General features: G+C 45.6%; 22 protein-coding genes and 4 tRNA genes. 12 read left to right on the top strand and 14 right to left on the bottom strand.

The annotated features are described in order from the left end of the window. Window positions 1–71 precede the first annotated feature (71 nt). Window positions 72–767 (bottom strand): tRNA (N6-threonylcarbamoyladenosine(37)-N6)-methyltransferase TrmO, encoded by a 696-nt coding sequence (tsaA, locus tag ACUALS_RS10655; RefSeq protein WP_454448337.1) that lies wholly within the window; start codon window positions 765–767, stop codon window positions 72–74. Between the two features lie 116 nt (window positions 768–883). Here tsaA and ACUALS_RS10650 point away from each other — a divergent pair, with 116 nt between their 5' ends. The 4 genes from ACUALS_RS10650 (at window position 884) to ACUALS_RS10635 (ending at window position 4,053) form a co-directional block, all read left to right on the top strand. Beyond that, window positions 884–1,144: a type B 50S ribosomal protein L31 gene (locus ACUALS_RS10650; RefSeq protein WP_005475290.1), complete on the top strand. Its 261-nt coding sequence runs from the start codon at window positions 884–886 to the stop codon at window positions 1,142–1,144. A gap of 3 nt (window positions 1,145–1,147) precedes the next feature. Next, window positions 1,148–1,273: a type B 50S ribosomal protein L36 gene (gene ykgO / locus ACUALS_RS10645; protein WP_005380299.1), complete on the top strand. Its 126-nt coding sequence runs from the start codon at window positions 1,148–1,150 to the stop codon at window positions 1,271–1,273. 233 nt (window positions 1,274–1,506) lie between these two features. Further along, entirely contained in the window at window positions 1,507–3,093 is a 1,587-nt protein-coding gene (locus tag ACUALS_RS10640) for an AbgT family transporter (RefSeq protein WP_454448336.1), read from the top strand. Window positions 3,094–3,255: 162 nt separating this feature from the next. Further along, a complete protein-coding gene (locus ACUALS_RS10635) occupies window positions 3,256–4,053 on the top strand; it encodes a substrate-binding periplasmic protein (protein ID WP_443088996.1) in 798 nt (265 codons plus the stop codon). Window positions 4,054–4,113: 60 nt separating this feature from the next. On the opposite strand, the gene ACUALS_RS10630 is transcribed toward ACUALS_RS10635, so the two are convergent. Genes ACUALS_RS10630 through metN form a run of 3 tightly spaced genes read right to left on the bottom strand, consistent with a single transcriptional unit; the run spans window position 4,114 to window position 6,656 of the window. After that, on the bottom strand, window positions 4,114–4,923 hold the full coding sequence (locus tag ACUALS_RS10630) for a MetQ/NlpA family lipoprotein (RefSeq protein ID WP_005475289.1): 810 nt from the start codon (window positions 4,921–4,923) through the stop codon (window positions 4,114–4,116). 31 nt (window positions 4,924–4,954) lie between these two features. Further along, complete coding sequence (locus ACUALS_RS10625; RefSeq protein WP_005475331.1) at window positions 4,955–5,632, bottom strand: methionine ABC transporter permease; 678 nt, start codon at window positions 5,630–5,632, stop codon at window positions 4,955–4,957. After that, window positions 5,622–6,656 carry a methionine ABC transporter ATP-binding protein MetN gene (metN, locus tag ACUALS_RS10620; RefSeq protein WP_005475303.1) on the bottom strand — a complete coding sequence of 345 codons (1,035 nt, stop codon included), beginning with the start codon at window positions 6,654–6,656 and terminating at the stop codon, window positions 5,622–5,624. Before metN ends, ACUALS_RS10625 begins: the two co-directional genes overlap by 11 nt. A gap of 246 nt (window positions 6,657–6,902) precedes the next feature. Here metN and gmhB point away from each other — a divergent pair, with 246 nt between their 5' ends. The 5 genes from gmhB to treC all read left to right on the top strand — a co-directional run bounded on the left by gmhB (window position 6,903) and on the right by treC (window position 12,219). Further along, complete coding sequence (gene gmhB, locus ACUALS_RS10615) at window positions 6,903–7,454, top strand: D-glycero-beta-D-manno-heptose 1,7-bisphosphate 7-phosphatase (protein ID WP_005475291.1); 552 nt, start codon at window positions 6,903–6,905, stop codon at window positions 7,452–7,454. A 42-nt stretch (window positions 7,455–7,496) separates the two neighbouring features. Beyond that, entirely contained in the window at window positions 7,497–7,844 is a 348-nt protein-coding gene (locus tag ACUALS_RS10610; RefSeq protein WP_454448335.1) for an MliC family protein, read from the top strand. A gap of 52 nt (window positions 7,845–7,896) precedes the next feature. Then, window positions 7,897–8,844: a trehalose operon repressor TreR gene (gene treR, locus ACUALS_RS10605; RefSeq protein ID WP_039476483.1), complete on the top strand. Its 948-nt coding sequence runs from the start codon at window positions 7,897–7,899 to the stop codon at window positions 8,842–8,844. Between the two features lie 199 nt (window positions 8,845–9,043). After that, entirely contained in the window at window positions 9,044–10,468 is a 1,425-nt protein-coding gene (gene treB, locus ACUALS_RS10600) for a PTS trehalose transporter subunit IIBC (RefSeq protein ID WP_454448334.1), read from the top strand. Window positions 10,469–10,539: 71 nt separating this feature from the next. Continuing rightward, on the top strand, window positions 10,540–12,219 hold the full coding sequence (gene treC, locus ACUALS_RS10595) for an alpha,alpha-phosphotrehalase (RefSeq protein ID WP_454449249.1): 1,680 nt from the start codon (window positions 10,540–10,542) through the stop codon (window positions 12,217–12,219). A 145-nt stretch (window positions 12,220–12,364) separates the two neighbouring features. Here treC and ACUALS_RS10590 read toward each other — a convergent pair. From ACUALS_RS10590 to ACUALS_RS10575, 4 genes are all read right to left on the bottom strand, one after another. After that, window positions 12,365–12,449, bottom strand: a tRNA-Tyr gene (locus ACUALS_RS10590). Between the two features lie 71 nt (window positions 12,450–12,520). Further along, a tRNA-Tyr gene (locus ACUALS_RS10585) sits at window positions 12,521–12,605 on the bottom strand. 71 nt (window positions 12,606–12,676) lie between these two features. After that, window positions 12,677–12,761: transfer RNA gene (locus ACUALS_RS10580), tRNA-Tyr, on the bottom strand. A gap of 118 nt (window positions 12,762–12,879) precedes the next feature. Next, window positions 12,880–12,964 (bottom strand) — tRNA-Tyr (locus tag ACUALS_RS10575). A 268-nt stretch (window positions 12,965–13,232) separates the two neighbouring features. Between ACUALS_RS10575 and ACUALS_RS10570 the strand changes: the two genes are divergently transcribed. Further along, window positions 13,233–14,300: an efflux RND transporter periplasmic adaptor subunit gene (locus tag ACUALS_RS10570; RefSeq protein WP_454448333.1), complete on the top strand. Its 1,068-nt coding sequence runs from the start codon at window positions 13,233–13,235 to the stop codon at window positions 14,298–14,300. Between the two features lie 2 nt (window positions 14,301–14,302). Then, on the top strand, window positions 14,303–17,425 hold the full coding sequence (gene vexH, locus ACUALS_RS10565) for a vibriobactin export RND transporter permease subunit VexH (RefSeq protein ID WP_454448332.1): 3,123 nt from the start codon (window positions 14,303–14,305) through the stop codon (window positions 17,423–17,425). Window positions 17,426–17,481: 56 nt separating this feature from the next. On the opposite strand, the gene ACUALS_RS10560 is transcribed toward vexH, so the two are convergent. Next, complete coding sequence (locus ACUALS_RS10560; protein WP_039483603.1) at window positions 17,482–18,081, bottom strand: YitT family protein; 600 nt, start codon at window positions 18,079–18,081, stop codon at window positions 17,482–17,484. Between the two features lie 364 nt (window positions 18,082–18,445). Here ACUALS_RS10560 and glyA point away from each other — a divergent pair, with 364 nt between their 5' ends. After that, entirely contained in the window at window positions 18,446–19,696 is a 1,251-nt protein-coding gene (gene glyA / locus ACUALS_RS10555) for a serine hydroxymethyltransferase (protein WP_038139480.1), read from the top strand. Between the two features lie 257 nt (window positions 19,697–19,953). On the opposite strand, the gene ACUALS_RS10550 is transcribed toward glyA, so the two are convergent. The 5 genes from ACUALS_RS10550 to ACUALS_RS10530 all read right to left on the bottom strand — a co-directional run bounded on the left by ACUALS_RS10550 (window position 19,954) and on the right by ACUALS_RS10530 (window position 23,840). Beyond that, window positions 19,954–20,283, bottom strand: coding sequence for a hypothetical protein (locus ACUALS_RS10550; RefSeq protein WP_454448331.1), 330 nt, complete (start codon window positions 20,281–20,283; stop codon window positions 19,954–19,956). A gap of 140 nt (window positions 20,284–20,423) precedes the next feature. After that, window positions 20,424–21,389: a lipoyl synthase gene (gene lipA / locus ACUALS_RS10545; protein WP_454448330.1), complete on the bottom strand. Its 966-nt coding sequence runs from the start codon at window positions 21,387–21,389 to the stop codon at window positions 20,424–20,426. A gap of 23 nt (window positions 21,390–21,412) precedes the next feature. Further along, complete coding sequence (gene lipB / locus ACUALS_RS10540) at window positions 21,413–22,066, bottom strand: lipoyl(octanoyl) transferase LipB (RefSeq protein WP_038215536.1); 654 nt, start codon at window positions 22,064–22,066, stop codon at window positions 21,413–21,415. Window positions 22,067–22,243: 177 nt separating this feature from the next. Further along, on the bottom strand, window positions 22,244–22,522 hold the full coding sequence (gene ybeD, locus ACUALS_RS10535; protein WP_008081427.1) for a DUF493 family protein YbeD: 279 nt from the start codon (window positions 22,520–22,522) through the stop codon (window positions 22,244–22,246). Between the two features lie 139 nt (window positions 22,523–22,661). Continuing rightward, a complete protein-coding gene (locus tag ACUALS_RS10530; RefSeq protein WP_454448329.1) occupies window positions 22,662–23,840 on the bottom strand; it encodes a serine hydrolase in 1,179 nt (392 codons plus the stop codon). Between the last annotated feature and the right edge of the window lie 47 nt (window positions 23,841–23,887).

The following is a 23,887-nucleotide window of genomic DNA, read 5'->3' as shown; positions in this document are numbered from 1 at the left end:
ATGGACAGGAGTATGGAAGTCCCCAGAGGGGAAAATGGTTAGCCGCTTATAATATCAGCCAATTGCCTTCGTCAAAAGCACTCAATGACGGTAACCGTTATTAAGTTGTCGTTAGCTGTAAACTTAACGTTCAAATCGAACAAATTTACCGCATATTCTTTACTGTCGGGTTTGTTCTTTTTGTACGCAGGGCGAGGGTCTTGCGCCAGAACTTGTTTGATCACCTCACTTTCCATTGCTCCCTGCGTGCGCTTGATGAGCGTGGCTTGCGCAGATTCACTAAAGATAACATCCATAGTTTGAGGGGCTTGCTCTGCGTAGCCTCCCGTCGCATCTGGGATCGAATCCGAGTAGGGAATGTAAGGCTTAATATCAAGAATAGGCGTACCATCGACCAAGTCGACATTACCAAGGTTCAAATACATTTGGTCACCGTGCTTATCGATTCCCTTTACTTCGACAGCAGACATTCCAATCCCGTTGGGTCTAAAGGTTGAGCGAGAAGCAAATACACCAATACGTTCGTTTCCACCAAGCCGTGGAGGTCTCACCGTTGGCTTCCATCCTGCGGCTAAATTTTGGTCAAATAAGAATAATAGCCAGACGTGGGAAAATTGCTCCAACCCTCTTACCGCTTCAGGTGTGTTTGCCTCACCAATTAATCTTAAGCGAGACGCCGCACCGCTTACTAAACGAGGTTGGCGAGGAACCGCAAATTTCTCTTTATATGGGCTTTCGATGTAGCCAATGGGCGTTACAGAGTACATGTGTCTCTCTCTAAATGGTGAACGAGCAAAAAATATCACAAAAATGGCTAGCAAAACGGGTTGATAATAATTATCATTTATAATGTTATAACATAACAATTAAAGTGAGAGTATTTATGCAACCTAACATCCACCCTGAATATAGAACGGTCGTCTTTCATGACACGAGTATCGATGAATACTTCTTGATAGGCTCGACGCTAAAAACCGATCGCACCATCGAGTGGGAAGATGGCAAAACCTACCCATACTTTACGATTGAAGTGTCCTCTAAATCTCACCCGTTTTACACCGGCAAGCAGCGAGTCATTCATCAGGAAGGGCGCGTGGCGAACTTCAAACGTCGCTTTGGTCAATTTACAAAAGAGAAGGAGTAATCAATGAAAGTGGTAAAGTCTTTAAAAAGTGCAAAAAGCCGTCATCCTGATTGTCAAATCGTTAAACGAAGAGGGCGTCTCTATGTGATCTGTAAAACGAACCCTCGATTTAAAGCAGTACAAAAATAGCGTACGAAAAATAAACAGAATGCATGCATTTATATGAATTATAATGCTGCTTTATGTTTTTAATTTGGTGTTAATTGCTAATATTTTGTTTGAAATGCGTTAAATATTGTGCATTACAACACAATTTGTAACATTTTAGATTTTATATCGTACACCTTGTCTAGTAACCTGCGCGGGCTTTGTTGACATCTTTGTCACAAAAAAGCGCAGGAATAACTACAAGGAGGGAACAGATGAGTTCATCTGCTTCGATTAAACAAAACTCGCCAAAAAAGCCGCTGTTCACGCGCTTTTTAGATACAGTTGAATATTTGGGGAACCTATTACCCCACCCAATCACTCTATTTGCACTTTTCTGTGTTGCTATCTTAGTGACATCTGGAATCGCAGGTTACTTTGAAGTCTCTGTTATGGACCCTCGCCCTGAAGGTGCGAAAGGTCGCGCAGCTGATGGCATGATCCATGTCGTGAGCTTGTTAAATGCAGAAGGCTTACAGCTGATCGTCACTAACTTAGTGAAGAACTTTGTTGGTTTTGCCCCGCTAGGCACGGTACTTGTGGCTATGCTAGGTGTTGCGATTGCTGAACATTCCGGTCTCTTATCTGCTGCGATGCGTGGCATGGTAATGGGAGCGTCTCAGCGTATGGTGACGGTTACCGTCGTGTTTGCTGGTATCATTTCAAATACAGCGTCTGAGCTAGGTTACGTGGTTCTTATTCCACTAGCGGCGATGTTGTTCCATTCTTTAGGTCGTCACCCACTTGCTGGTCTTGCTGCGGCATTTGCCGGTGTATCAGGTGGCTACTCAGCAAACCTTCTTATCGGTACGGTTGACCCGCTGCTTTCTGGTATCACAGAAACCGCCGCGCAAATGATTGATCCATCTTACACAGTTGGCCCAGAAGTTAACTGGTACTTCATGTTTGTGTCTACCTTCTTCATTGCCATTACAGGTGCGTTCGTAACAGAGAAAATCGTTGAGCCAAAACTTGGCAAATACAACGATGAAGAAGCGTCTGAAGACTTATCTAACGACTCAATGGGTAGGCTTACCGATATTGAGAAGAAAGGTCTGAAACTGGCAGGTCTGGCGGTTGTTGCGGTATCAGCACTTCTTGCTTGGACAATCGTGCCTGAAGATGGCGTTCTACGTTCAGCGACAGGTACAGTGGCAGGTTCGCCATTCCTGAAAAGTATCGTCGCGTTTATCTTCGTCTTCTTTGCTATCCCAGGTTTTGTTTACGGTAAAGTAACAGGCTCAATGAAGACTGACCGTGACGTGATTGATGCCATGGCGAAGTCGATGTCGTCAATGGGTATGTACATCGTACTTGTGTTCTTTGCAGCTCAGTTTGTTGCCTTCTTCAAGTGGACTAACTTTGGTCAGGTATTCGCTGTTGCGGGTGCAAGCTTCCTACAGGAAATTGGTCTAACTGGCCCAATGCTGTTCTTCGCATTCATCCTGATGTGTGGCTTCATTAACCTAATGATCGGTTCAGCTTCTGCTCAATGGGCGGTAACAGCGCCAATCTTTGTACCAATGCTAATGTTGGTTGGTTACGCGCCAGAAACGATTCAGGCGGCTTACCGTATCGGTGACTCAACGACTAACATCATCACACCAATGATGAGCTACTTCGGTCTAATCCTTGCGGTAGCGACACGTTACATGAAGAATCTGGGTATTGGTACGCTGATCGCGACCATGCTGCCTTACTCAATCGTCTTCATTGTTGGTTGGAGTCTACTGTTCTACCTATGGGTATTCGTTTTCGGTCTACCTGTTGGTCCGGGTGCTGCAACGTACTACACACCTTAAGCCAGATAATTGATTACACGTTGAGCCGGAGTTTTTACTCCGGCTTTTTTGTAGCCAAATCGGTTTGACAAGATAGGGTTGTGAACTTTACTTATAGAATACTTATTTAGGAGGGCAGGCTTGCAGTATTTGGAGCGATTAAACACAGAGACTGTGTAACGAATGCCTGTTCGTGTAAGTATGAAGCGATTGACTCATATCCTAATTTCCCTGGTCTACTTCAGCAGTTTTTATCTCAGTGCGAGCTCGACGCTACAGCTAGTGACTTTGGAGTACCCACCGTATATTGAACACCGTAACGATAAGATCTCTGGCGTGGCGGTTGAGTTGGTCAAGGAGGTCTTTGCTGAACTCAAACAACCCATCAGTATCCAAGTTCTACCATGGGCGAGGGCACTAAATAACATTCAACATGGTCGCTCAGATGCGATCTTTACCGCATTCAAAAATCAAGAACGGGAACAGTTTGCGGACTATAGCCAACAAGTTTTGTTTACCCAGAATATTAGCTTGATTACCTTGATTGATAGTGAGTTAAGCAGTATCGATTTTTTCCAACGTGACTTGAGCTCACTCTCTATATGTGTGGTCAACAGAGTGAGTTATGGCAAACGAATGGACGATTTGCTGGAGACTGGCGTGTTTAAAGTGATTTTTAAACGCAATAAAACTGAGGACTGTGCTTATCTTGTCAGAGCAAAGCGCGCTGATGTGTGGGTCAATAATGAGTTTGGTGCGCGCAGTATTATGGCGCGAAGTGGACTCGACCAATCGCTGAAGATTCTGGTGCCTTCATTAGAAGCAACGCCAAGCTATATTGCTTTTTCTAAGCTTCGCCAGCATCACGATTTAAAGAATGAGTTTGATGCCGAGCTCGCTGCTATGAAGCGTGACGGTCGATATCAAGCGCTGATTGAACGGTACTTTGATAGCTTGAGAGTTGAGCCGAGTGGAGAATAAAAAAGGGCTGACGCATTCACGTCAGCCCTATTCATTTTGCTTAGCTAGATAAAGTGGTGATTACCAGCCTTTAACCACGCCACCTTGGAAGATTTCTGATGCTGCTGCGTAAACTTCTTCTGTCTGGTAAGACTTCACGAAGTTCTGAACGTTTTCAGCATTTAGGTTCTCTTCACGAGAAACGATTAGGTTTACGTATGGAGACTCTTTGTCTTCAACAAACACGCCATCTTTTTGTGGAGTTAGGTTGATAGAGCTTGCGTAAGTTGTGTTGATGATAGACAGCGCTACGTCGTCTAGAGAGCGAGGAAGTTGCGCAGCATCTAGCTCAACGATTGAGATGTTTTTCGGGTTTGCCGTGATGTCACGAACCGTTGCTAGTAGACCTGCACCTTCACGAAGTTCGATCAGACCTTGCTGCTCAAGAAGTAGTAGTGAACGACCTAGGTTAGTTGGATCGTTTGGAACAGCGATGCGCGCGCCTTCTTGGATCTCATCCACAGATTTTACTTGCTTAGAGTAGCCAGCGATTGGGTAAACGAACGTGTTACCTGCGATAGTCAGTTTGTAACCACGATCTGCCACTTGCTGATCTAGGTATGGCTTGTGTTGGAATGCGTTGATATCGATTGAACCGTCATCCAATGCAGCGTTAGGCGTTACGTAGTCAGTGAAAGTAACAAGCTCAACGTCTAGGCCGTATTGCTCTTTTGCTACTTTTGCAGCAACTTCAGCAACTTGTGCTTCAGCACCTGCCATAACACCTACTTTGATTTTGCTGTTGTCAGCGGCTTTTTCGCCACAGCCAGATAACACTAATGCTGATGCAGCAGCGGCAATTGCCAAAAGACCTTTAAGATTGAATTTCATGACTATCTCCTTGTAATAAATCGAATAATTTTTATCTGTGATCGACGCGGCGCACAATGGCATCGCCGATAGATTGAATAATTTGCACTAAAATAATCAGCATCACGACCGTTACTGCCATTATGACCACATCATAGCGATGGAAGCCGTAACGGATGGCGACGTCACCTAGGCCACCACCACCTACCGTACCGGCCATTGCTGAGTAGCTGACTAGCGTAACCAATGTAATGGTGACTGAGTTGACGATGGTCGGTAGCGCTTCAGGAAGCAATACCTTAGAAATGATTTGTACCGGTGTTGCGCCCATCGATTGTGCTGCTTCTACCAGACCTGTTGGTACTTCAAGCAAGGCACCTTCGATCAAACGAGCGACAAATGGAATTGCGCCGATGGTAAGCGGTACGATAGCGGCTGTAGTACCGATAAAGGTGCCGACTAAAATTTTTGTCACAGGGATTATGGCAACCATCAATACCAAGAATGGAACAGAGCGACCGATGTTCACGATGGCACCAAGTATGCTATTAAGCTTGGTGTTTTCGAGTAGACCACCTTTTTTCGTGGTATGGAGAATAACACCAAGTGGAATGCCCACGGCAAATCCAACAATTCCGGCAACCGCGACCATGTAAAGGGTTTCCCAAGTGGCGCCAATCAGCAAGTTGCCATTGAGGTTTAGCCATTCTGATACTGTATTAAAGGACATAACCCAATACCTCTACTTTTACGTTATGTTCACGGAGGAATTCGATAGCAGCATTGTCATCCTGCTCATTACCAAACAGTTCAGCGACCATCATGCCGAACTTCACACCACCTGCGTAATCAAGATCAGAGCTCAAAATGCTGACGTCTATATTGAACTTGCGTGCAATTTGCGTCATCAGTGGTGCGTCTACTGTTGCCCCCGTAAACTCTAAGCGAACCAGTGGGTAGCTGCCTTCAACTCGAGTTTCTTGCAAGCGAACTTGGTAATCCTCTGGGATGGAGAGATCCAGCGTCGAGCGAATGAACTCATGGGCCAATTCCGTTTTCGGGTGGGCAAAGATTTCGCCGACCGTGCCTTTTTCAACGAGCTCGCCACCACCAATAATGGCCACCTCGTGACAGATGCTTTTCACTACGTCCATTTCGTGAGTGATCAGCAGCATTGTGATATTCAGCTTGCGATTGATCTCTTTAAGTAGCTCAAGAATAGATTGAGTGGTCGCAGGATCGAGGGCGCTGGTGGCTTCGTCACACAGCAGCACTTTTGGATCCGATGCCAGTGCACGAGCAATCGCAACACGCTGTTTCTGGCCGCCACTTAGATTGGATGGGTAGCTTTCATGCTTGTCTGCAAGGCCAACCAGTTTCAATAACTCTGTCACCTTGGTGCTGATTTTTTCTTTTTCGGCGCCAGCCAGCTCAAGTGGAAGCGCGACATTATCGAATACAGTGCGAGAAGAAAGCAGATTAAAGTGCTGAAAAATCATGCCGATGTTGCGGCGTGTTTTGCTCAGTTCAGACTTTGATAATTTAGTGAGGTCCACGCCGTCAACAATGATAGAGCCACTTGTTGGGGCTTCCAGCATGTTTACACAGCGAATAAGCGTACTTTTCCCTGCTCCAGATGAGCCGATTACACCGAAAATCGTTCCTTGAGGAATGTGTAGATTGATGTCTTTAAGGGCATTGATTTCCTTTTTGCCCTGATAAAACACCTTATTAACTTGATTAATTTCAATCATCGAGAAACTCGCTAATCCGATTACCTTGGGAGCAGTAGATAATTTTGAACTACATCTCATTTAGTAGACGATGCTATGGTCTCGCGTGTTTTCTGTCAATAGATATTTTTACGTCTAGACGTCTAAATGGTTATTTTGCTCAATCGTTTGGTAATTAGATAGTGATGAAAGAAATAAAGCGTGCAATAATTCTTACTATAACTGGGTAATTCACCCCAAAGAAAGTAACGGATAGAGAAGCATATTTTGGCTAAACCAGCAGTCTTTTTAGATCGTGATGGCGTGATTAACGTCGACCATGGTTACGTACATGATGAGCATGATTTTGAATTTATCGAAGGCGTGTTTGAAGCGACGAAGAAACTGAAAGAGATGGGCTACTTGCTTGTCTTGGTGACTAACCAGTCTGGTATTGCTCGTGGTAAGTTTAGTGAAGATCGCTTCCTGGACTTAACACAGTGGATGGACTGGAACTTTGTCGATAATGGCGTTGAGTTTGATGGTTTTTACTACTGTCCTCACCATGCTGAACATGGACAAGGTAAATACAAAGAAGAGTGTAATTGCCGTAAACCCAAGCCTGGTATGTTTATCTCAGCACGAGACTTTTTGAAAATTGACATGGCAAACTCTGTCATGGTTGGTGACAAAGCGGAAGATATGATGGCAGCGGATGCTGCTGGCGTAGGAACCAAAATTCTCGTTCGTACAGGTAAGCCAGTCACTGACAAAGGTGAGGCGCTTGCCTCTGTTGTGCTAGACAGTATTAAAGACGTGCCAGCTTATCTCACTAAATAGCATGAAAGGGTCGCTTTGGCGGCCCTTGTTTGTTTGGAGGTCATGATGAAAAAAGGACGATTTATCGTGATGATGGGCGTAGCCTTAGCAGGTTGCTCCCAATCAGCGTCACAATCAGACAACACCTTTCAAGGGGACTGGATTCAGTACCAATGTGACGCGGGTCAGGCATTTGAGGTTGGTTATCTACCAGGGCAAGAAAAAGCTTGGCTGAAAGTGGATCAGCAAGAGTTCCCTTTGATACAAGTCCCGTCAGGCTCTGGAACCAAATACATACTGGATGATGGTACTGCCGCAACCGCTAACCCTATTGTGTTGCATACCAAAGGTACGAATGCACGATTGGAATTTGCACGCTCCATATACAAAAATTGTCAGTTCGACGAGTAACACAGACTTCGCGATTCGTTAACCATGAGACTAGGAAGCTAACTATCCCCCTATGAGTAAAAAACTAACCATTCTTGATATTGCTAAGTTATCGGGCGTCGGTAAGTCGACCGTATCTCGAGTATTGACCAATGATCCGAAAGTAAAGCCTGCGACGCGGGCGAAAGTCGAACAAGTGATTCAAGAATCCGGTTACGTACCTTCCAAGTCTGCGCAAACCATGCGCGGTGGAAGTCAAAAAGTCGTTGGGGTGATCATTTCACGTTTGGACTCTCCATCAGAGAACAAAGCGGTAGGGAGCATGCTCAACACGCTTTATGCCGCGGGGTATGACGTGGTGATTATGGAAAGCCAGTTTGATCGCGACAAAACTAATGCCCACCTTGATGTGCTGAAAAAGCGTAATGTCGACGGAGTTATCGTGTTTGGCTTTAGTGATTTTGATGTGACCAAACTGGGCAGTTGGCAAAACCGTACCGTGGTGATTGCCATGGATACGGATCAAGTCTCTTCAATCAATTACGATAACGAGCAAGTGATCATCAAAGCGCTCGAGTATCTTCAGCAAAAATCGCTCAGCCGTATTGCCTTTATCGGAGTGGACCCGAGTGACAAAACAACGGGTAAGTTGCGTCTGGATGCTTACTTAACTTGGTGTCGCGCTCATGCACTAGAGGCTTGCTACCAAACTGGTCAGTTGAATCATGAAAGTGCCTACCTACTTGTCGATAAAGTCCTCAAACCCGAGACACAAGCCATCGTCTGTGCCAGTGATACTCTGGCGCTAGGTGTCATCAAGCGCCTCCAAGAACTCGACCGTGAAGACGTTGTGGTGACCGGTGTCGGCGGCAATGAATTGCTTTCATTCCTCTTTCCTAAAGTATTTAGCATCGACCCCGGTTATTCATTAGCGGGTGAAAAAGCAGCTAACCTACTGATATCTCAAATAAATGGCGATGTGGGGACGGTTCATCTCACTCAACAGCCTCTGACTCTCTAAGCCATTATTTTCAAAGTGATTTAAAATTATACTGTGATCTCATTCAATTAATGGGACTGTTCCCATTTTTATCTTTTATCAGATCTGACAATATAATGAGCACAAATGGGAACATTCCCAAAATAACAAAAAATAGGTCAGTTAATAGTCTGATGTTGATTCAGACATGAATGAGAATCCAATTAGGGTGGACATGGATATGAGTAAGATTGCGAAACACGAAGTGGAGCGTCTGATTGAGTTAGTTGGTGGCAGCGATAACATCGCGAGTGTGAGCCACTGCTTAACGCGCCTTCGCTTTGTACTAAACGATACCGAGAAAGCAAAAGAAAAAGAGCTAGAAGCTCTGCCAATGGTGAAAGGTTGTTTTACCAACGCAGGTCAGTTCCAAGTCGTTATTGGCACTGAAGTTGATGAAGTCTATAAAGTGCTGATTGAACTGACAGGGCAAACGGCAGCATCGAAGGATGAAGCCAAGCTTGCTGCTCGTCAAAACATGAATATTTTAGAGCGCGGGATCTCCCATTTAGCCGAAATTTTTGTCCCGCTGCTGCCAGCCATTATCACCGGTGGTTTGATTCTAGGTTTCCGTAACGTTATTGGCGACATTAAGATGTTTGATGGTCAATCTTTAACGGAAATCAGCCAATTCTGGGCAACAGTCCATAGCTTCTTGTGGTTGATTGGCGAAGCGATATTCTTCTTCCTACCGGTTGGTGTGTGTTGGTCAACGGTGAAAAAACTGGGTGGCACACCAATTCTAGGTATCACGCTAGGTGTTACCTTGGTCTCCCCACAGCTTATGAACGCTTACTTGATTGGTAAGCAGGTGCCGGAGGCTTGGGACTTTGGTCTGTTTGTCATAGAGAAAGTTGGTTACCAAGCGCAGGTCATTCCAGCAATGCTGGCAGGTGTTGCCTTAGCCTTTATTGAGACGAATCTAAAGCGCATCGTTCCATCGTATTTGTACCTAGTCGTTGTGCCGTTTGTTTCTATCATCCTTTCTGTTGTGCTTGCTCACTCATTGATTGGCCCATTCGGTCGAGTGCTTGGCGACGGTGTTGCGTTTGCGGCGAAAGCGGCGATGACAGGTGACTTCGCGATGATTGGTTCAATGGTATTTGGCTTCTTGTACGCACCTCTTGTGATTACAGGTATCCACCACACGACTAACGCGGTTGACCTACAGCTAATGCAAGACCTAGGTGGCACGCCAATCTGGCCTCTGATTGCACTTTCTAACATTGCTCAAGCATCGGCTGTTGTGGGTATTATCATCATCAGCAAGAAGCATGGCGAACGCGATATCTCGGTTCCTGCGGCAATCTCTGCCTACCTTGGTGTAACAGAGCCTGCGATGTACGGTATCAACCTTAAGTACAAATTCCCTATGTTGAGCGCAATGATCGGTAGTGCGATTGCCGCTGCGATTTGTGGTAGCGCAGGTGTGATGGCAAACGGCATCGGTGTTGGTGGTCTGCCTGGTATCTTGTCAATCCAGCCACAATTCTGGGGCATCTACGGAATTGCGATGCTTGTTGCGATTGCGGTTCCTGCGGCACTGACACTCTTCTTCTACAAGCGCGCACAAATGAAAGGCGAGTTAGAGCCTGTAAGCGCATAAGCATTTCTTTATGGAGCGGCCGTCGCTGCTCCATCTTCAACGATTTCTATTTTTGGTAAGTGAGCTCAATGATGTCTGTAATCACAAATGATGCAAACTGGTGGAAAACCGCCTCGATATATCAAATTTACCCAAAGAGTTTTTGTGATAGTGGCAGTAAAGGGACAGGTGATATCCAAGGCATTATCTCTAAGTTGGACTATTTGCAGCGATTGGGAATTGACGCAATTTGGTTAACTCCGGTTTACCAGTCGCCAATGATCGATAATGGCTACGACATTTCTGATTATTACGCGATTAACCCAGACTTTGGCAGCATGGACGATTTTGACCAACTGCTTGCAGAGGCGCATCAGCGTGGGATTCGCATTATTATGGATATCGTGGTCAACCATACGTCGACGCAACATCATTGGTTTCAATCGGCTTTGGGGGATAAAAATAGCCCATACCGAGATTACTACATCTGGAAAGATCCTGTAGATGGCGGGCTCCCGAACAACTGGCAATCCAAATTTGGTGGCAGTGCGTGGGAGCTTGATGAGAAAACGGGTCAATACTTTCTTCACTTATTCGCCAAAGAGCAAGCAGACTTAAACTGGGAAAACCCTCAAGTCCGTGCAGAAGTGAAAGAGGTGATCAGCTTTTGGGCGGAGAAGGGCGTTGATGGTTTCCGCTTAGACGTGATTAATCTCATCTCTAAACAGCAAGACTTTCCCAATGATGATCAGGGAGATGGTCGCCGATTTTACACTGATGGACCTCGTGTGCATGAATACCTACAAGAGATCAGTGAAGCGGTATTTCAACAATATGGCAGCGTGACGGTGGGAGAGATGTCTTCGACGACGCTGGAGCATTGCCAGCAGTACTCTTCACTGGATAACAAAGAGCTCTCAATGGTGTTTAATTTCCACCATTTAAAAGTGGATTATCCAAATGGTGAAAAGTGGACCAAAGCGCCATTTGATTTCATCCAACTCAAGCAGATTTTCAACCACTGGCAAACCGGTTTAAATGGCAAAGGATGGGGAGCTCTGTTCTGGTGTAACCATGATCAGCCACGTGTGGTGAGTCGATTGGGAGATGATAAACACTTCCGTGTCGAGTCGGCGAAAATGCTCGGAGCTTCGGTACACATGATGCAAGGTACGCCGTATATCTATCAGGGTGAAGAAATCGGCATGACCAATCCGGGCTACACATCGATAGAGCAATATCGTGATGTGGAAAGTACCAATATGTACGACATCATGGTCAATGAACAAGGTGTTCCTCATGACGAGATGATGGCGATCCTTGCGCAGAAGTCTCGTGACAATTCACGTACCCCGATGCAATGGAATCATGAGGAGTTCGCAGGTTTCTCCAAAGGCCAGCCTTGGTTGCAAGTCGCGAACAATTATAAGGAAATCAACGCAGAACAAGCCGTTGCAGACACTAACTCTGTGTTCTACTTCTACCAGCAACTGATCAAGTTACGTAAAGAAGTGGAAGTGATTACGACTGGGGACTATACCGATCTCTATCCTTCACATACGGCTATCTTCGGTTATCAGCGCCAGTCGCAGCATCAAACCTTGATCTGCTTGAATAACTACTATGGTGATGAGTCGGAGTGCATGTTGCCTAGCGATTTAGATTTATCGACAGCAACGTATTTACTTGGCAACTACCCGTTGCAAGGCGAGGTTTCTCAGCGTCAGGTACTTAAACCCTATGAAACGCGCATTATTCTTTTCCAAAGCTAACACCCCCTATAGTGTTTGCTTCGTTAGAACTGAAAAGTTCTAGTATTTGCCCCGCAATGTTGGGGCTTTTTTATGTCTGGAGGAAAAGCACGTTGAGAAACAATAGATACAAAAAAACCAGCTCAATGAGCTGGTTTCTTGAATATGGTGGAGGGGGACGGATTCGAACCATCGAAGGCAGTGCCAGCAGATTTACAGTCTGATCCCTTTGGCCACTCGGGAACCCCTCCAGGGTATTTTTATCCTTAATTGATGTTTTCCCAACACGTCAATCAAGCTGCTCTCTATCTTAGAGAAAATATGGTGGAGGGGGACGGATTCGAACCATCGAAGGCAGTGCCAGCAGATTTACAGTCTGATCCCTTTGGCCACTCGGGAACCCCTCCAGGGTATTTTTATCCTTAATTGATGTTTTCCCAACACGTCAATCAAGCTGTTCTCTATCATAGAGAAAATATGGTGGAGGGGGACGGATTCGAACCATCGAAGGCAGTGCCAGCAGATTTACAGTCTGATCCCTTTGGCCACTCGGGAACCCCTCCAGGGTGTTTTCTATTCTTTTTACAGAATAGCTTGACTAATGTTTTCCCAACACGTTAATCAAGTGTTTCTCACAACTTATTAAAAGGTTATTCACCTAAAAAGTCACAAGAATAAATATGGTGGAGGGGGACGGATTCGAACCATCGAAGGCAGTGCCAGCAGATTTACAGTCTGATCCCTTTGGCCACTCGGGAACCCCTCCAGGGTATTTTTATACTTAAGTTTTGTTTTCCCAACACAACTCTCAAGTGCGGAGCGAATCATAGCAAACTCGCTCAAGCTGTAAAGCGTTTTCTTATAATTTTGAATCGAATGGTGCCTTTTTGGGCAAAGGTGGTAGGAAATGACCATTAAGCTCAAACAATCAACGGCTTTGCTTACATAATATTTATTCCTCTTTACATTACTTGACGTTCCAGTTGCGTATAAAGGGATACAATAAGCAGAGTTAATTTATGCAGAATATCAACATGAAAAACAAAATTGTTCTGAGTCTATTATCCTTGTCGATTATCGCCGCCTCTCCTTCTGTGATGGCCAACAGACAAGGACCATCGAGTGTCACCGTAGTGACTGAGCAAGTGAAAACGCATCAAGTTTCTCAATCTCTTTCTCTTGTCGGCAAATTAGCCGCGGATCAGTCGGTGATTATTGCGCCGGAAACTTCCGGAAAGGTTGATGTGATTGCCGTTAAAGCGAATCAAAATGTCCAAAAAGGTCAGCTATTGATTCAACTTGATGATGATAAAGCGCGAGCGGCTGTCGCAGAGGCGCAAGCGTATCTCAAAGATGAGCAACGTAAACTGAAAGAATTTGAGCGTCTGGTGAAGCGTAACGCCATTACCCAAACCGAAATTGATGCGCAAAAAGCGAGTGTGGACATCGCCAAAGCAAGATTGGATGCCGCCAACGCCAGTTTGAAAGATCTTCACATCAGCGCACCTTTCGCCGGAACGGTGGGTTTTATTGATTTTAGCCGCGGAAAGCTTGTTAGCGCTGGCTCTGAGCTGCTGTCGCTTGATGATTTGTCTGTGATGCAGCTCGATCTTCAAGTGCCAGAGCGTTATTTGTCTCAGTTGAGCAAAGGGATGCAAGTAAAAGCCACCACAGCAGCATGGCCAGGTCAGGTTTTTGAAGGTGAAGTGGTAGGGATTGACTCTCGCATCAATCAAGAAACGCTTAACTTGCGCGTTCGTATTCACTTCGAAAACGTTGTGCAAAAGCTAAAGCCGGGGATGTTAGTGTCTGCGGATATGGATTTCCCTGCGATTGAAGCGCCTATTATTCCTGTTCAGGCGCTTGAGTACTCTGGAACCAAGCGTTACGTCTACGTCGTTGGTGAAGACAACAAAGCAATTCGAACCCAAGTCGTTTTGGGCGCTCGCGTTGATAACCTAGTTGTGATTGAAGACGGATTATCTATCGGTGACAAGATTGTTGTTCAAGGCATTGTAAACATGCGAAACGGTGTGACGGTCGCCGAGCTAGGCAGTGATGGACATCCTAAAGGCGAGCCAAATAATCAAGAGGGCAAATAGTCATGTTGCTCTCTGATGTGTCTGTGAAAAGACCAGTCGCTGCACTGGTGCTTAGTTTACTGCTGTGCGTGTTTGGTATTGTTTCGTTCAGTAAGTTGGCTGTACGTGAGATGCCTGACATTGAAAGCCCAGTCGTCTCGATCAGCACCCGCTATGAAGGGGCATCTGCCACCATCATCGAAAGCCAAATCACCTCGGTGCTGGAAGATCAGTTATCGGGGATAAGCGGTATTGATGAAATCTCCTCGACCACCCGCAACAGCATGTCTCGGATTACCATCACCTTCGATTTAGGTTACGACTTAAATACCGGTGTCAGTGATGTCCGTGATGCCGTTGCTCGTGCCCAGCGATCGTTACCTGATGAAGCTGACGATCCCGTTGTGTTTAAGAATAATGGTTCGGGTGAGGCTTCGCTCTATATCAACTTAAGCTCTTCTGAAATGGACCGCACTCAGCTTACCGATTATGTTGAGCGTGTCTTGATGGATCGCTTTAGCTTGATCTCAGGTGTGAGCTCGGTGGACATTTCGGGCGGTTTGTACAAAGTGATGTACGTTAAGCTCAAGCCTGAACAAATGGCTGGTCGCGGCGTCACTACCTCTGACATAACTTCAGCGCTGCGCAGCGAAAACATTGAAAGCCCAGGCGGTGAAGTACGCAACGACCAGATTGTGATGTCGGTACGTACAGCGCGCAGCTATAACCAAGCTGAAGATTTTGAATACTTGGTGGTTAAGCGTGCCAGTGATAACTCGCCAATCTATTTAAGAGATGTCGCAGACGTTTACATCGGTGCAGAAAACGAAAACTCCACTTTCAAAAGCGACGGTGTGGTCAATGTGAGCATGGGTATTGTGCCTCAATCCGATGCCAACCCACTGGAAGTTGCTGACCGAGTCCATACCGAAGTTGAGAATATTCAGCAATTTTTGCCGGAAGGAACGCGTTTAGCCATTGATTACGACTCAACCGTATTCATTGAGCGCTCGATTGCTGAAGTATACAGCACGCTCTTTATTACCGGCGGATTGGTAATCCTTGTTCTGTACATCTTTATTGGCCAAGCAAGGGCAACCCTGATTCCTGCGGTGACTGTGCCAGTATCCTTGATTTCTTCCTTTATCGCCGCGTATTACTTTGGCTTTTCCATCAACCTTATCACCCTGATGGCGTTGATTCTGTCGATTGGTCTGGTTGTCGATGACGCAATCGTTGTGGTCGAGAACATTTTCCACCACATCGAAAATGGTGAAAAGCCGCTACTCGCTGCGTACAAAGGTACCCGTGAGGTAGGCTTTGCTGTAATCGCAACCACCTTGGTACTTGTCATGGTGTTCCTGCCTATCTCCTTTATGGATGGCATGGTCGGTCTGCTATTTACTGAGTTTTCCGTATTGCTGGCAATGTCGGTGATCTTCTCATCTTTGATTGCCTTGACGCTAACTCCTGTTCTGGGTAGCAAGCTTCTAAAAGCTAACGCAAAACCGAACCGCTTCAACCTATTTATCGACCGTATGTTTGGTCATCTGGAATCTGGTTATCGTAAGGTTCTTCGATCGGCACTAAATTGGAAATGGGCAGCACCGCTTGTCATCCTCGCTTGTATTGGCGGCAGTTGGGGGTTAATGCAGCAAGTGCCAGCACAGCTCACACCATCTGAAGACCGCGGGGTAATTTTTGCTTTTGTTCGTGGTGCCGATGCCACCAGTTATAACCGCATGTCGGCCAATATGGATATTGTTGAAGAGCGCTTAATGCCTTTGCTTGGTCAAGGTTTCTTGAAGTCGTTCAGTATTCAATCGCCTGCCTTTGGGGGGAACGCTGGTGACCAAACGGGCTTCGTGATCATGATCTTAGAAGACTGGAATGAGCGTGATGTCACCGCGCAGCAGGCGCTTGGCCAAGTCCGGAAGGCGTTGACTGGTATCCCAGATGTGCGCGTCTTCCCATTTATGCCTGGATTCCGAGGTGGATCGAGTGAGCCGGTTCAATTTGTACTAGGCGGCAGTGATTACCCAGAGTTAAAACAGTGGGCGGAAAAATTAGAGCGTTTAGCGGAAGAGTCGCCTTACATGGAAGGCGCAGACATCAATTACTCCGAAAAAACGCCTGAGTTAGTTGTCACAGTGGATAAGCAGCGTGCAGCGGAGCTTGGTATTCGAGTCTCGGATATTTCTGACACGCTTGAGATTATGCTTGGTGGTAAGAGTGAAACTACGTTTGTCGAACGAGGTGAAGAGTACGATGTTTACTTGCGAGGCGACGAAGACAGCTTTAACAACGCTGCGGATTTAAGCCAAATCTACATGCGCACTGCTTCTGGCGAATTAGTCACTCTTGATGCCGTGACCAAAATTGAAGAGGTGGCTTCATCGATTCGCCTGTCGCACTACAACAAGCAAAAGGCGATTACGATTACGGCCAACCTATCTGATGGCTACACGCTGGGCGAAGCGCTCGATTTTTTAGATCAGCAAGCGATTGAGTTACTTCCGGGGGATATTTCCGTCAGTTACTCGGGAGAGTCGAAAGATTACAAAGAGAATCAATCGAGCATCTTAGTGGTCTTTGCCTTGGCTTTGCTGGTGGCGTACTTGGTTCTTGCTGCTCAATTTGAGAGCTTTATTAATCCGCTGGTGGTAATGTTTACGGTGCCTATGGGCGTGTTTGGTGGATTCCTTGGATTATTCTTGATGGGGCAGGGGCTCAACATCTATAGCCAAATCGGTATGATCATGCTGATCGGTATGGTGACCAAAAACGGTATCTTAATCGTTGAGTTTGCTAACCAGCTTCGAGATAGAGGGATCGAGTTTGAAAAAGCCATTTTGGATGCGTCGGCTCGTCGTTTACGTCCAATCATGATGACTGCGTTTACGACGCTTGCTGGAGCGATTCCTCTGATTGTTTCGACGGGCGCGGGCTATGAAAGCCGAGTGGCTGTCGGTACGGTTATTTTCTTCGGCATGGCTTTTGCGACGCTCGTAACCTTGTTTGTTATTCCTGCGATGTACCGATTGATTTCGGCAAGTACACAGGCTCCGGGACACGTAGAGGCAGAGCTTAACCGAGAGCTTAGCCATGATGTGAAAGCTCGAAGCTCCCATGGTGAGTTGAACTAAAAAAGAAAAAGGGTTGATGCCGATGCATCAACCCTTAATTTTATGAACTGTGGTTATTAGCCGTAATTCACAGAGTAGCGAGTTGGCTTGTGATTCATCGCTAATACAAGGTTTAGAGCAATAGCGCCAAGAATCGAGAGGCCAATGACTTCGATTGACACAAAGAAGCAAGAGGCAATTAAGATACAAAAGTCGATAGCAAGCTGAGACTTACCCACCGAGATGCCAAACTTATCTTGAATGAAGAGACACAAGACATTGAATCCCCCAAGGCTTGAGCGATGACGGAACAAAATCAACATGCCTAATCCCATCAACAGTCCACCCGCGACCGCGCAGTACACCTCATTGATCGTGTCTAAGCTAATCACCAAGTAGAGGTGGTCAGCAAAAATCGAAACCAAAGCGCCAGAAATAGCACTGTTGAAGGCGAATCGAGCGCCAAATCGTTTCCACGCCAATAAGTAGAATGGGCAGTTAGCAATAAAATAGAGCGTACCAAATGAAATCGATACAAATTGGCTAACCAATAACGCTAAGCCAGTGGTTCCGCCAGTCAGTAACGAAGCGGATTGCAGGAAGAAGACGCCCTGAGCAACTAAAAACGTGCCAGTTAAAATTGCGACCCAGTCTTCCTTTCTTGAGTGTTTTTCCATCAATTTGAAATTTAACCAGTAAATAATGGCGTGCATACTATTTAAAAAATAAGGATTTCGGTAGCTTGAGAGGGAAATTTAAGGTAAACCTATGTAATCATCGTTTTACGGGGTGTAAAGGATAGATTTGACACTTAGCTCAGTACGAGCCGTAAAAAGTGCCAACATGACGATTCTCGTAAATCATTATGAAAAAACTGCATGAGAAAAATTTGAATTTTCTCTTTATGACCTAGATCAAATTATGTAGAATGCGCGTCATTAGCTTAATGCAAACGTTTGCGTCAGGTAAAAACGTCGGTATTTAGGTCAGAAATCAGTTTTTTTGCAATTTTAAAGTCTTAATCTGAGTCAGGAGATACAGATGCTAAAGCGTGATATGAACATCGCAGATTACGATGCGGAACTGTTCGCAGCAATCCAAGAAGAAACTCTTCGCCAGGAAGAACACATTGAACTTATCGCTTCAGAAAACTACACCAGCCCACGTGTAATGGAAGCTCAAGGTTCTCAGCTAACAAACAAGTACGCTGAAGGTTACCCAGGCAAGCGCTACTATGGTGGTTGTGAGTACGTTGATAAAGCAGAAGCTCTTGCTATCGATCGTGCATGTGAGCTTTTCGGTTGTGAATACGCAAACGTACAGCCACACTCTGGCTCTCAAGCAAACAGCGCTGTTTACATGGCTCTTCTGAATCCAGGCGATACAGTTCTAGGTATGAGCCTAGCGCACGGTGGTCACCTGACTCACGGTTCACCAGTAAACTTCTCTGGTAAGCACTACAACGTTATTCCTTACGGTATCGATGAAGCTGGCCAAATCAACTACGATGAAATGGAGCAACTTGCTCTAGAGCACAAACCAAAGATGATCATCGGTGGTTTCTCAGCTTACTCTCAAATCGTAGATTGGGCTCGCATGCGTGAAATCGCAGACAAAGCAGGTGCTTGGCTATTTGTAGATATGGCGCACGTTGCTGGCCTTATCGCTGCAGGTGTTTACCCAACGCCAGTACCACACGCGCACGTTGTGACTACAACAACGCACAAAACACTAGCGGGTCCACGTGGTGGTCTAATCCTGTCTAACGCTGGCGAAGAGATGTACAAGAAGCTGAACTCAGCAGTATTCCCTGGCGGTCAAGGTGGTCCACTAATGCACGTAATCGCTGGTAAAGCGGTAGCGTTCAAAGAAGCAATGGAACCTGAGTTCAAAGAGTACCAAGCTCGCGTAGTGAAGAACGCAAAAGCGATGGTGGCTCAGTTCCAAGAGCGTGGTTACAAAATCGTTTCTAACGGTACTGAAAACCACCTGTTTCTAGTTGACCTAATCGACAAAGACATCACTGGTAAAGATGCAGACGCAGCACTAGGCGCGGCAAACATCACAGTAAACAAGAACTCAGTACCAAACGATCCACGTAGCCCATTCGTGACTTCAGGTATCCGCGTAGGTTCTCCAGCAATCACTCGCCGTGGTTTCACTGAAGCAGACGCAACTGAACTAGCAAACTGGATGTGTGACGTTCTAGATAACATCGGCAACGAGGAAGTTATCGAAGCAACGAAAGCTAAAGTACTCGAAATCTGTAAGCGTCTACCAGTTTACGCTTAATTTTTCTTCGTAGAGTGAACGAACTTCTGTGTCGCACATACTCATTTGCTAGCGCAAACTCCGTGTGAGCTCCTTGAATTTCGTCCATCTACTTTGAAAACTATGTTGAAAGGGCTCATTGAGCCCTTTTTTGATCTTGGGTTTTTGTCATTCCATAGAGTGACGAAGGAGCGAGTAGGGAATCTCTTGAAGATGATACATAAAACAAAAAGGGCTGATGTTTTTACATCAACCCTTTCAGTATCGGTGTTCCGAGCTTATTTTGAAATACTCAGTAATGTTCCTGATTTACACTTGAACGAGTAGTATTTTCTGCTTTCGTTAAACTTACCGAGACCTTCGCCGTCACAGTAGTCGATATTAATATCGCGCATGGTTTCTAGCGTCTCTTCACTGTTTAAAGCGAACTTCGAACCGTCTGAACAGACAATTCTTACGCGGCCATCATCACTTACTGAATAGATATCAACTTCTGTATTACAAAGTTCGAAAGAGGCTTCACGGAAATTGTCTTGCTTAGTATTTGAAGCACAGCCAGCGGTTAATGCCGCTAGTACGATAGCAGCAGCTAATCCCATTTTTTTCATATTAGATCCTTGGCGAAGTTACCTGAGACAGGTTTATCATGTTTGTAGAGTAAGCCTATAGAAGTGCGCTGTCTCATTCAAGGGACGATAAAAAAAAGCTGACCTATTCAGTCAGCTTTTCAATCAATCTAGCTTCTAGATTAGCTAATTTCTACACCTTGCGCTTGAAGATCAGCGTGGTAAGAGGAGCGGACAAATGGACCACAAGCGGCGTGAGTAAAGCCAAGTTCGAGTGCGATCTCTTTTAGCTCATCAAACTCTGAAGGCGGCACGTAGCGCTCAACCGGTAGGTGGTGGCGACTTGGTGCAAGGTACTGACCTAGTGTCAGCATAGTAACGCCATGTTCGCGAAGATCTTTCAGTACGTCAATGATCTCTTCTTTGGTCTCACCAAGACCCATCATGATGCCAGACTTAGTCGGAATATCAGGGTGTTGCTCTTTAAACTTCTTCAGTAGATCCAAAGACCATTTGTAGTTCGCACCAGGTCGAGCTTTGCGGTACAGACGAGGAGCAGTTTCTAGGTTGTGGTTAAAGACATCTGGTGGATTGTCTTTTAGTAGCTCTAGCGCCACATCCATACGACCACGGAAATCAGGAACCAGCGTCTCGATCTTAATGTTCGGGTTTAGCTTACGGATTTCACGGTTACAGTCAGCAAAGTGCTGCGCACCGCCATCACGAAGGTCGTCGCGGTCAACAGAAGTGATTACCACGTATTTCAACTTCATGTCTTGAATGGTTTTCGCCAGTTTCTTCGGCTCTTCCGCTTCTGGTGCCAGTGGGCGACCGTGGGCAACGTCACAGAAAGGACAGCGACGAGTACAGATCGCACCTAAAATCATAAAGGTAGCAGTACCGTGGTTGAAACATTCAGCAAGGTTAGGGCATGAGGCTTCTTCACAAACTGAGTGCAGGTTGTTTTTACGCATTGCGGACTTAATATCTTGAATGCGCTGACTATCTGCTGGTAGCTTGATCTTCATCCAGTCGGGTTTGCGCAGAACTTCTTTCTGCTCGGTAGGCATATTTTTTACAGGAATTAATGCCATCTTATCAGCGTCGCGGTACTTGACGCCTTTTTCCATTTGGATTGGTTTACTCATGCTTCTTTGCTTCTCTTTACTTCTTATCGTACAGAAGGAGCTTCTGTGCTGAATTCAACTTGCTCGTAACCTAGCAAAGTTACCAGTTCATCGACTAAGGTTCTTTCAACGTGCTCTATATCTTCTGGTCCACCCAATTGGCTGACTTGAACCATTTCCATTCCGGCATAACCACATGGGTTGATGCGCAGAAATGGGCTCAAATCCATATTGACGTTTAGAGCGAGACCATGGAATGAGCAGCCTTTACGGATTCGTAAACCCAAAGAGCAGATTTTCTTACCGTCAACGTAGACGCCTGGGGCGTCAGGTCGTGCTGCTGATTCAATATTGTAGTGTTTTAGGGTGTTGATCACTAGGTTCTCTATATGAGTAACCAAATCTCGAACCCCTAATTTTTTACGACGAAGGTTTATCAAAAAATAGGCCACAAGTTGGCCTGGACCATGGTAGGTCACTTGACCACCGCGGTCACTTTGAACGACCGGAATATCACCTGTATTCAAAAGGTGCTCTGCTTTACCTGCTTGGCCTTGAGTGAAGACTGGGTTGTGCTCTACAAGCCAAACTTCATCAGGCGTTTCGTCAGTGCGAGTATCAGTGAAATCATGCATGGCTTGCCAGATTGGTTGATAATCTTGTCGGCCGAGATACTTGACTACAAGCTGGTTTTGCATCGCTGATCCTATCGTCGATTCATAAAGTGGGGGAGATTATAAACTGGATCAACAGAATCAACTATATACCAGTAACACATTTTTAACCCTAGAGATTTTGCAGGATTATTATCTACTTGATATCTAAAAAGAAAGCAGCTTTCGCTGCTTTCAAAAAAAATTGAAGTTCTCAAAAAATTATAGAACCATGCGAACAATATCGATTTCACCCAGTTCTTTGTAAAGGGTTTCAACTTGCTCGATCGACGTGGCAGTGATGTTTACTGACACGGAATGGTAATTGCCTTTTGCGCTTGGTTTTACAACTGGGCTGTAATCACCTGGAGCATGGCGTTGGATCACTTCAAGAACCTTTTCTGGCAGTTCTGGTTTTGCATAGCCCATAACCTTGTAGGTGAATGAGCATGGGAACTCGAGCAGGTCTTTCAGTTTTGCGTCTGAGTTAATAGTCAGCATAGGACACTCCAAGTTGAACAAGTTTCTTCGCAGCGCGGAATAGTACTGCTAATAACGTTAAATCTCAATACATCAGCCATGAGGCTAATATGATAAAAAAAGCCGCATTGAGCGGCTTTTTCGATGAATTCATCAAGAATTACAAGAAGCTCTTGAATAGCATAACAATGTAATCCCAAAGACGGCTAAATAGACTACCTTCTTCTACATCTTCAAGTGCAAGAAGCGGGTACTCAGCAACATCATTGCCTTCTAGTTGATAGTATAGCTTACCAACAACATCTCCCTTACTAATTGGGGCTTGTAGCTCTTTTTCAAGTACGAAGCTGGCTTTTAGGTTTTTCGCCTGGCCGCGAGGTAGCGTGACATAGGTGTTTTGATCAAGGCCTAAGGCAACCATGTCTTTGTCACCCATCCAGATTTTTTCTTCGACGAAGGTTTCGCCTGCTTTGTGTGGTGCCACTGTTTCAAAGAAGCGGAAGCCGTAACTCAGTAGCTTTTTGCTTTCTGATTTACGAGCATTCGCATTCTTTGTGCCCATCACAACCGCAACAAGACGCATTTTGCCTTCCGTTGCTGAGCTCACTAGGCTGTAACCGGCATTACTTGTGTGGCCAGTTTTAATGCCGTCAACGTTCATGCTCTTATCCCAAAGCAGACCATTGCGGTTATATTGGGTGATGCCGTTGTAGGTGTATTTCTTTTCTGAGTAGATGCGGTACTCGTCTGGCACGTCGCGGATAAGCGCGCTACCAAGTAACGCCATGTCGTAAGGCGTTGAGTAAAGATCTGGGTTGTCTAGACCATGCACGTTGGCAAAGTGGGTGTCTTTCATGCCGATGGTGTCTGCCCATGCGTTCATCAAATCAACAAAGGCATCTTCAGAGCCAGCAATGTGCTCAGCCATTGCCACACAAGCATCGTTCCCCGATTGAATGATGATGCCACGGTTCAGGTCTTCAACCTTGACTGTGGTACCGACTTCAATGAACATTTTCGAAGAATCTGGGAAGTTTTTCGCCCAAGCATTTTTGCTGATAGTCACATCGTCTTGCAGTGAGATGTTACCGCGCTCAAGCTCTTGGCCGATGACGTAACTGGTCATCATTTTGGTTAAGCTAGCCGGAGATAGCTTGGTGTTCATCTCTTTCTCAGCCAAGACTTTGCCTGAATGGAAGTCCATTAGCACGTAGCCTTTAGCGGCGATCTGAGGGGCGTCTGGCACAACAATAGGTGTTGCGATGGCAGAAGTTGCGAAGGTTGCAGAAAGCGCAATAGAAGACGCAAAAACGGATTTAATTAGCGTTGTTTTTTTCATATTGACTACAGGTTTATCTTTAACTGTCCATATCTTAACAGAATCAC

This window comes from Vibrio sp. NH-7 (assembly GCF_053643215.1).
The sequence above is the reverse complement of the archived record's forward strand: the minus strand, read 5'-3'. Positions and strand labels throughout refer to the sequence as shown.